This window comes from Candidatus Frankia alpina (assembly GCF_902806485.1).
Taxonomy (GTDB): domain Bacteria; phylum Actinomycetota; class Actinomycetes; order Frankiales; family Frankiaceae; genus Frankia; species Frankia alpina.
The window spans coordinates 1-6,820 of sequence record NZ_CADCWT010000240.1; the positions used below are offsets into that span (position 1 = coordinate 1).

The following is a 6,820-nucleotide window of genomic DNA, read 5'->3' on the forward strand; positions in this document are numbered from 1 at the left end:
TTCGCTGACCGTCACCCGAGTTTCGAAAGGATCAACCTGGCGGTTTCGGAATAGCTTCAATGCCTTCGACATCGGCAGATAGGAGCTCGCCGCCCCGCCCGCGTGCGGGAAACAAACCAGCCGCGGGGCGTCCCGCGGACCCGGATGAAATCGCCGCAGCCATCGGTCGACATCAGCGGACACGGACATCTCCAGGCCATCTTCGCCGACCCGGACCAGCACCCGGCCATGGCGTCGTCTCCGCCTTTTCCGGAGGAATTCCCATAGCTCCACAGTATGCGGTACGCCGGCCTCCGGCTCGTTTTGCGAAGGGGCATCGGCCACATCATCACCAAGATGTTTCCGCCTGGTGGCCGGGGGCACGTGCCGGCACGGCGGGAGACGGCACGGCGGGCGCGGGTGCCCACCTGCGGTTTGCCGCCCAGGCGACGATCGCGGCGGCGGCGGAGGCCAGACCGCCGACGTAGAAACCGGCGCGGGCGCTGTGGTGCTCGGTGAGCCAGCCCACTCCCAGGCTGCCCAATGGCGTCGTCCCCTGCAGGATGAGGGTGTAGATGGCCATCACCCGGCCGCGGTAGCGTGGGTCGCCGCCGAGCTGGATGCGGTGGTTGGCCGCCTGAGAGAAGTACAGGGTGGCGAAGCCGGTCAGCGCCAGCAGGGCGATCGCCGCCGGGTAGCTCGGCGCGGCGCCGGTCGCCGCCTCCAGCACGCCGAACGCGAACGCCGAGCCGATCACCAGCATCGCCGACGGGCGGCTGCGGCGGCCGGTCGTGATCAGCGCGGCGACCAGCGAGCCAGCGGCGAGCCCGGTGGTGAGCAGGCCGAAGGAGGCCGCATCGGCGTGGAACACGGTGCGGGCCAGCAGCGGCACCGTGAGCTGGAAGTTCATGCCGAACAGCCCGACGGTGGCAACCAGGCCCAGCACGACCACCAGGTCGGCGCGGCCCAGGACGTAGCGCAGCCCGTCGACGATGCCGGCGGCGGCCTCGGAGCGGGCATGGCGGTGGATCTCCGCCGGGTGCATCAGGCGCAGGCCGGCGACGGTGGCCAGATAGCTTCCGGCGTTGATCGCCATCGCCGGCCCGGTGCCGAAGCCGGCGATGAGCGGGCCGGCGGCGGCCGGGCCGACGACCCGGGCGATGTTGAAGTAGCCGGCGCTGAGCGCGGAGGCGTTGGGCAACAGTTCGGACCCGACCAGCTCGCTGACGAACGCCATCCGGGTCGGCGTCTCGATGGCATTGACCAGGCCGATCGCCAGCGCGAACGCGCAGACCTGCCACAGCCGCACCGCACCGGCGAACACGAGCAGCGACAGCGCCAGGGCGAGCAGCCCGGCGATCAGGTTGGCAACGGTCAGCAGCAGGCGTTTGTCGTAGCGGTCGGCGAGCCGGCCGCCGTAGAGGGTGAGCAGCAGCATGGGGGTGAACTGCAGCGCGGTGACGAGGCCGAGCGCCGTCCCGGAGTCGCCGCTGAGCGACAGCACGAGCCAGTCCTGGGCCGTGAACATCATCCAGGTGCCGGTGACGGAGAGCACCTGTCCGGCAACGAAGAGCCGGAAGTTGTACACCCGCAACGACCGGAAGACGCCGTCGATGATCTTCTCCTCGCTCGCCGTCGCGGCACCGTCACCGCCATCCCCACCATCGTCGCGAACTGCGGCGCGCGGCGGGCCCCATTCCCCGGTTCGGGCGGCCCGTGGGCGCTGGTGCAAGAACCTTCACCGATAACGGCCGGCCGGCCGGTCGCGGCACGGCGCGGCACGGAGGTGGATTGCGGTGCGATGTGTACGGTCTGCGGGCTGAGACCGCGCAGAACGTACCGCAATCAGCCCCGCCCGGCCGGTGAGGTGGTGAACTCGGCGATCATGGCCGTTCGCCGGCAATCGGCCTCGTCCCGGTTCGGCCGCGGCCCGGAGGCGCTCGCGCTAGAGGGCGCGGCCGGGGTTGAGGATGCCGGTCGGGTCGAAAACGCGGCGCAGCTGGCGTTGCAGGTCGTGGCTGCGGCTGCCGAGCTCGGTGGCCAGCCAGCGGCGTTTGAGCACCCCGACCCCGTGTTCGCCGGTGACCGTGCCGCCGAGCTCCAGCGCGAGCGCAAAGATCTGCTCGGCGGCCGCCCAGGCCCGCGGCGGGATCTCCGGCTCGGCCGGGTCGACGACGATGATCGGGTGCAGGTTGCCGTCGGCGGCGTGCGCCAGGGTGAAGATCTCCACCCCGGAGTCGGTGCCGATCTCGGTGACGCGGGCGACGGCCTGGGCCAGCCGCCCGCGCGGCACGGCGATGTCCTCGATGAGTACCCGCCCGAGGCGTTCCAGGGCGGGCAGCGCGGCGCGGCGGGCGGCGAGCAGGGTCTCGGCGGTCGCGGCGTCGACGGAGCGCCGCACCAGCCGGGCCCGTTCGGCGAGGACCGCCTCGGCGGCGTCGGCCTCCTCGGCGGCGCCCGACCCGTCGGTCTGGACGAGCAGGAACACCTCCCCGTGCGCGGCCAGGTCGCTGCCGGTGGCGGCGTCGACGGCCCGCACGGTGCGGGCGTCGAGCAGCTCGGCGACGGCGGGGACGATCCCGGCGGCACCCAGGGCGGTGACCGCGCCGACCGCGGCGGCGACCGTGTCGAAGTAGGCGGCGAGGGTGACGGTGGCCCGCGGCGCCGGCCGCAGCCGCACGGTGGCGCCGACGACGACGCCGAGGGTGCCATCGGAGCCGACGAACAGGCCGGTCAGGTCGTAGCCGGCGACGCCCTTGACGGTGCGCCGCCCGGTACTGATCAGCTCGCCGTCGGCGAGGACGACGTCGAGGCCCAGCACCGACTCGCGGGTCACGCCGTACTTGGCGCAGCGCAGCCCGCCGGCGTTGGTGGCGATGTTCCCGCCGATCGTGGAGATCGCCGCGCTCGCCGGGTCCGGCGCGTAGCACAGGCCGACCTCACGGGCGGCGGCGTCGAGATCGGCGGTGATCACACCCGGTTCGACGACGGCGACGGCGTCGTCGACGGACAGTTCGCGGATGCGGTTCATCCCGGCCAGGTCCAGCACGACACCACCCGGGCCGGCCGCGGCGCCGCCGGCCAGGCCGGTGCCGGCGCCGCGCACCGTCACCGGTATCCCGCGGGCGACGGCGACCCGCAGCACCGCCTGCACGTCGGAGATCTCCCGCGCGAACGCCACCCCGAGCGGACGACCGTCGGGGATCCAGCCCGAGCGGTCGAGGCGGTGCGCATCGACGACCGCCGGATCCGTGCTCCACCGGCCGACGGGCAGCGCAACGGCGAAGGCGTCCGTGCGGATCACCTCCGCGTCCGGCGGGCCGGCGGCACGCAACCGCGGCGTGACACCGCCCGCGGACAGGCGGGGCGGCGTGGCGGTCATCGGGGGCCGGTGGCGACCGGGCGGGCCGGGTCGGACGACCACGCCGACCAGGAGCCCGGGAACAGCGCCGCGTCGAACCCGGCGACGGCGAGGGCGGCGATCTCGTGCGAGGCCGTCACCCCCGACCCGCAGTACACTCCGATCGGCGCCTTCACCGCGGCGGCGCCGTCGGCCGAGGCGCCGAGGGCCGAGGAAGCGGGCGCGCAGCTCTTCGGCGGACCGGAACCGGCCGGACTCGTCGAGATTGTCCCCCGTCGACGCGCTGACCGCCCCCGGGATGTGGCCGGCACGAGGGTCGACCGGCTCCACCTCACCGCGGTAGCGCTCGGGTGCTCGGGCGTCGAGCAGGATTCCCGCCCGGGCGACCTCGGCGGCAGCGTCGGCGTCGAGGACGGGCAGGTGCCCCGCCTCGAGCACGATGTCGCCGGGCAGCCCGATGATCTCCCCGGTCTCGATCGGCAGCTCGGCGTCGCGCCACGCGGCGAGCGCCCCGTCGAGGATGCGGACGTCGGCGACGCCGGCCCAGCACAGCAGCCACCACGCCCGGGCGGCGGACAGCCCGCCGTTGTCGTCGTAGACGACGACCGGACGCCCGGCGCTCAGCCCCCAGGAGCGGGCGGCGCGCTGCAGGTTGGCGAGCTCGGGCAGCGGGTGGCGCCCGGCGGTGCCGCCCGGGGCGGCGGCGAGCTCGGTGTCGAGGTCGACGTAGACGGCGCCCGGCAGGTGGCCCTCGCGGTAGTGGTCGTGGCCGTGCGGGTCGCCCAGCGCCCAGCGGACGTCGAGCAGCAGCGGCGGTGCGGCCGACGCCAGCTCGTCGTGCAGCTCCTTCGCGGCGACGAGCACCTCGCCGCCGGGCTGCCGGCCCGCCCCGGACCCGGCGGCCGGGCGGCCCGCGGCGAGCAGCTCGTCGAGATCGGCGTCGCCGAGTCCACCCGGCGGGGTACCGAGACGGGCGGCGACGGCGATGCGCCGCTGCACGCCCGCGTTCACCGGGGCGGTCAGGCCGTGCAGGCGGGCCAGCAGGACGATCTCCCCGTTGAGGAAGTCCGACTCGACCGAACCGCCGCGGGCCAGGCTCTGCCAGGTGGAGCTGCCCTGGCGGGGGAAGCCGGGGACGTCGTGGATGACGAGCTCGCTCACGTCGAACCCGCCGTCCTGGCGCAGGTCCGCGATCTCGATGCCGGCGGCGTCGAACGCCCGGCGGGCCTCGGCGACGAGCTCCGCGGACGCGGCGTCGCGCCGAGGGCTCGGAGGGTAGAGCGCGTCGAGGTTGTACGCCAGGTTGCCCAGCAGCTTGCCAGCCTTCCAGCGGCCGATGTCGTCGACGATCCGCACGGCGCTCGCCCCGCGGCGCAGGTCGGCGGCGATCTGTTCGACCACCGGGTCGCCGACGCCGCCGCCGGGCGCGCGGCCCAGCAGGAAGCCGGCGACGAGCGGCGCCGCCGGGGAGATCACCTCTCCGGCGCGCAGGTGCGACGACGGGCTGAGCACCATCGCGTCGACGACGACGAAGCGGCGTAGCGCGGTGCGGGCGTTCTCCAGGCCGTTCTGCAGCAGTACGACGGGCAGCGCCTCGGCCGCCGTGGTGCGTCCGCCGTCGACCGGCTGCCAGGCCCAGGTGGCGAGCAGGGCCTCGGAGTCCTGCGACTTGGTGGCGAGCACGAGGACGTCGCCGGAGCGCAGTTCCACCTCGTCCGGCCCGCCGGCCACCGCCAGGTCCACGTGCCGCTCCTCGGCCGGGCCGCCGTCGGCGGCCGGCGGGCGGATGTAGCGCAGCCCGTGGGCGCGCAACGCCTCGAGGTTGGCGCCCCGCGCGACGACGGCGACGCCGATGCCGGCGAGATGCAGTTCCGCGGCGATGGTCGCGCCGACCGCGCCGGCTCCGATGACTACGTACCGGCGGCTCATCGCCCCGATCCCTTCTGTGCTGTCTGGTCCGTCTGCCGGGTCTGGTCGACGGTTCACTGTTTCGCCCCGGGTGCGGACGCGGCGGCGAGCTCGGCGGCGAACCGCTGGCCGGGGACCGCGCCGAGCAGCTCGCGGGTGTGCTCCTCGGCCGGCGCGGTGAGGATCCGCTCGGCGGGGCCGCTCTCGACGATCCGCCCGCCCCGCAGCACCGTGACGTGATGGGCGAGCTGGGCGACGACCGCGAGGTCGTGGGAGATGAACAGATAGCCGACGCCCAGGTCCTGCTGCTGCAGCAGGGTGAGGATCTGCTCCTGCACGGACACGTCGAGCGCCGACACCGGCTCGTCGAGGAGGTTCGAGGGCGAGCGAGCGATCGCGACCCGCTGGCGCTGGCCGCCGGAGAGCTCCGCCGGCTTGCGGTCGGCGAACGCCGCCGGCAGCGCCACCTGGTCGAGCAGTTCGCGGACCCGGGCGGCGCGGCTGGCCCGGTCCCCGACCCCGAACGACACCAGCGGTTCGGCGACGGTCTGCGCGACGGTGAACCGCGGGTCCAGCGAGGAGTACGGGTTCTGGTGGACAAGCTGGAAGCGCCGCCGCAGCGGGCGCAGCTGCGACCAGCCGGCGTCGGTGATGTCGACGCCGTCGAGGTGGACCCGGCCCTGGGTCGGCTTCTCCAGGCCCATCGCGATGCGCAGCGCGGTCGTCTTGCCGGAGCCCGATTCGCCGCGACGAGCCCGAGGGTCTGCCCGGCGCGCACCGACAGGCTGACGTCGTCGAGGGCGCGGAAGATGCGATCGCCACCGGCGGTGCGGGGCAGCTGGAAGTCCTTGCCGATCCCGTCCAGGCGCAGCACCTCGGGCCCCGGGGTGACGTCGGTGAAGCGCGGCACGACGCCGCCGGCGTGCGACAGCGGGGGGGCGGCGGCGATGAGCTGGCGGGTGTAGGCCACCTGGGGCCGCAGCAGGATCGTCGCGGGCTCGCCCTGCTCGACGATCCGCCCGCGTTGCATGACCACGACCCGGTCGGCCCGGTCGGCGGCGACGCCGAGATCGTGGGTGATGATCAGCAGCGACGTGCCGCTCTCGGCGACGAGGCCGGCGAGATGGTCGAGGATGCGCCGCTGCACGGTGACGTCGAGCGCGCTCGTCGGCTCGTCGGCGACGATGAGCCGGGGATGCCCGGCGATCGCGATGGCGATGAGCACCCGCTGGCGCAGGCCGCCCGACAGAGCGTTGGGGTACTGCCGGGCACGCACCGCCGGCTGGTCCACCCCGGCGCGTTCCAGCGCCTCGATCACCTCGGCGTGGACGAGCCGCTTGTCGACGCCGCGGCGGCGCACCACCTCGGCGATCTGCCCGCCGATGCGCATCGTCGGGTTGAGCCCGACCATCGGGTCCTGCGGGACGAGCCCGATGACGTTGCCGCGGAAGGTGCGCAGCACGCGGTCGGACGCGCCGGTGACGTCGGTGCCGGCGATGCGGACGCTGCCGGCGGTGTAACTGGTCAGGTATTTGTTTGATCTTGGGTTAGCTGGTTGCGGGCATCCAGGCG

General features: G+C 74.3%; 2 protein-coding genes and 3 pseudogenes. All 5 read right to left on the reverse strand.

All coding sequences use genetic code 11. The features are described from left to right. Positions 1 to 222, reverse strand: a pseudogene (locus tag G6R25_RS25465) (hypothetical protein); the annotation flags it as partial. A gap of 106 nt (positions 223 to 328) precedes the next feature. Beyond that, entirely contained in the window at positions 329 to 1,711 is a 1,383-nt protein-coding gene (locus G6R25_RS19590) for an MFS transporter (protein ID WP_235949149.1), read from the reverse strand. A 213-nt stretch (positions 1,712 to 1,924) separates the two neighbouring features. Continuing rightward, positions 1,925 to 3,361: an FAD-binding oxidoreductase gene (locus tag G6R25_RS19595; RefSeq protein WP_163554124.1), complete on the reverse strand. Its 1,437-nt coding sequence runs from the start codon at positions 3,359 to 3,361 to the stop codon at positions 1,925 to 1,927. Further along, a pseudogene (locus tag G6R25_RS31955) lies at positions 3,358 to 5,269 on the reverse strand (rhodanese-like domain-containing protein). Before G6R25_RS31955 ends, G6R25_RS19595 begins: the two are co-directional and overlap by 4 nt. Before the next feature lie 53 nt (positions 5,270 to 5,322). Then, a pseudogene (locus tag G6R25_RS19605) lies at positions 5,323 to 6,776 on the reverse strand (ATP-binding cassette domain-containing protein). Between the last annotated feature and the right edge of the window lie 44 nt (positions 6,777 to 6,820).

Excerpts from the sequence above, each read along its gene's own strand:
- G6R25_RS19595 (WP_163554124.1), bottom strand. The coding sequence starts at position 3,361 with ATGACCGCCACGCCGCCCCGCCTGTCCGCGGGCGGTGTCACGCCGCGG.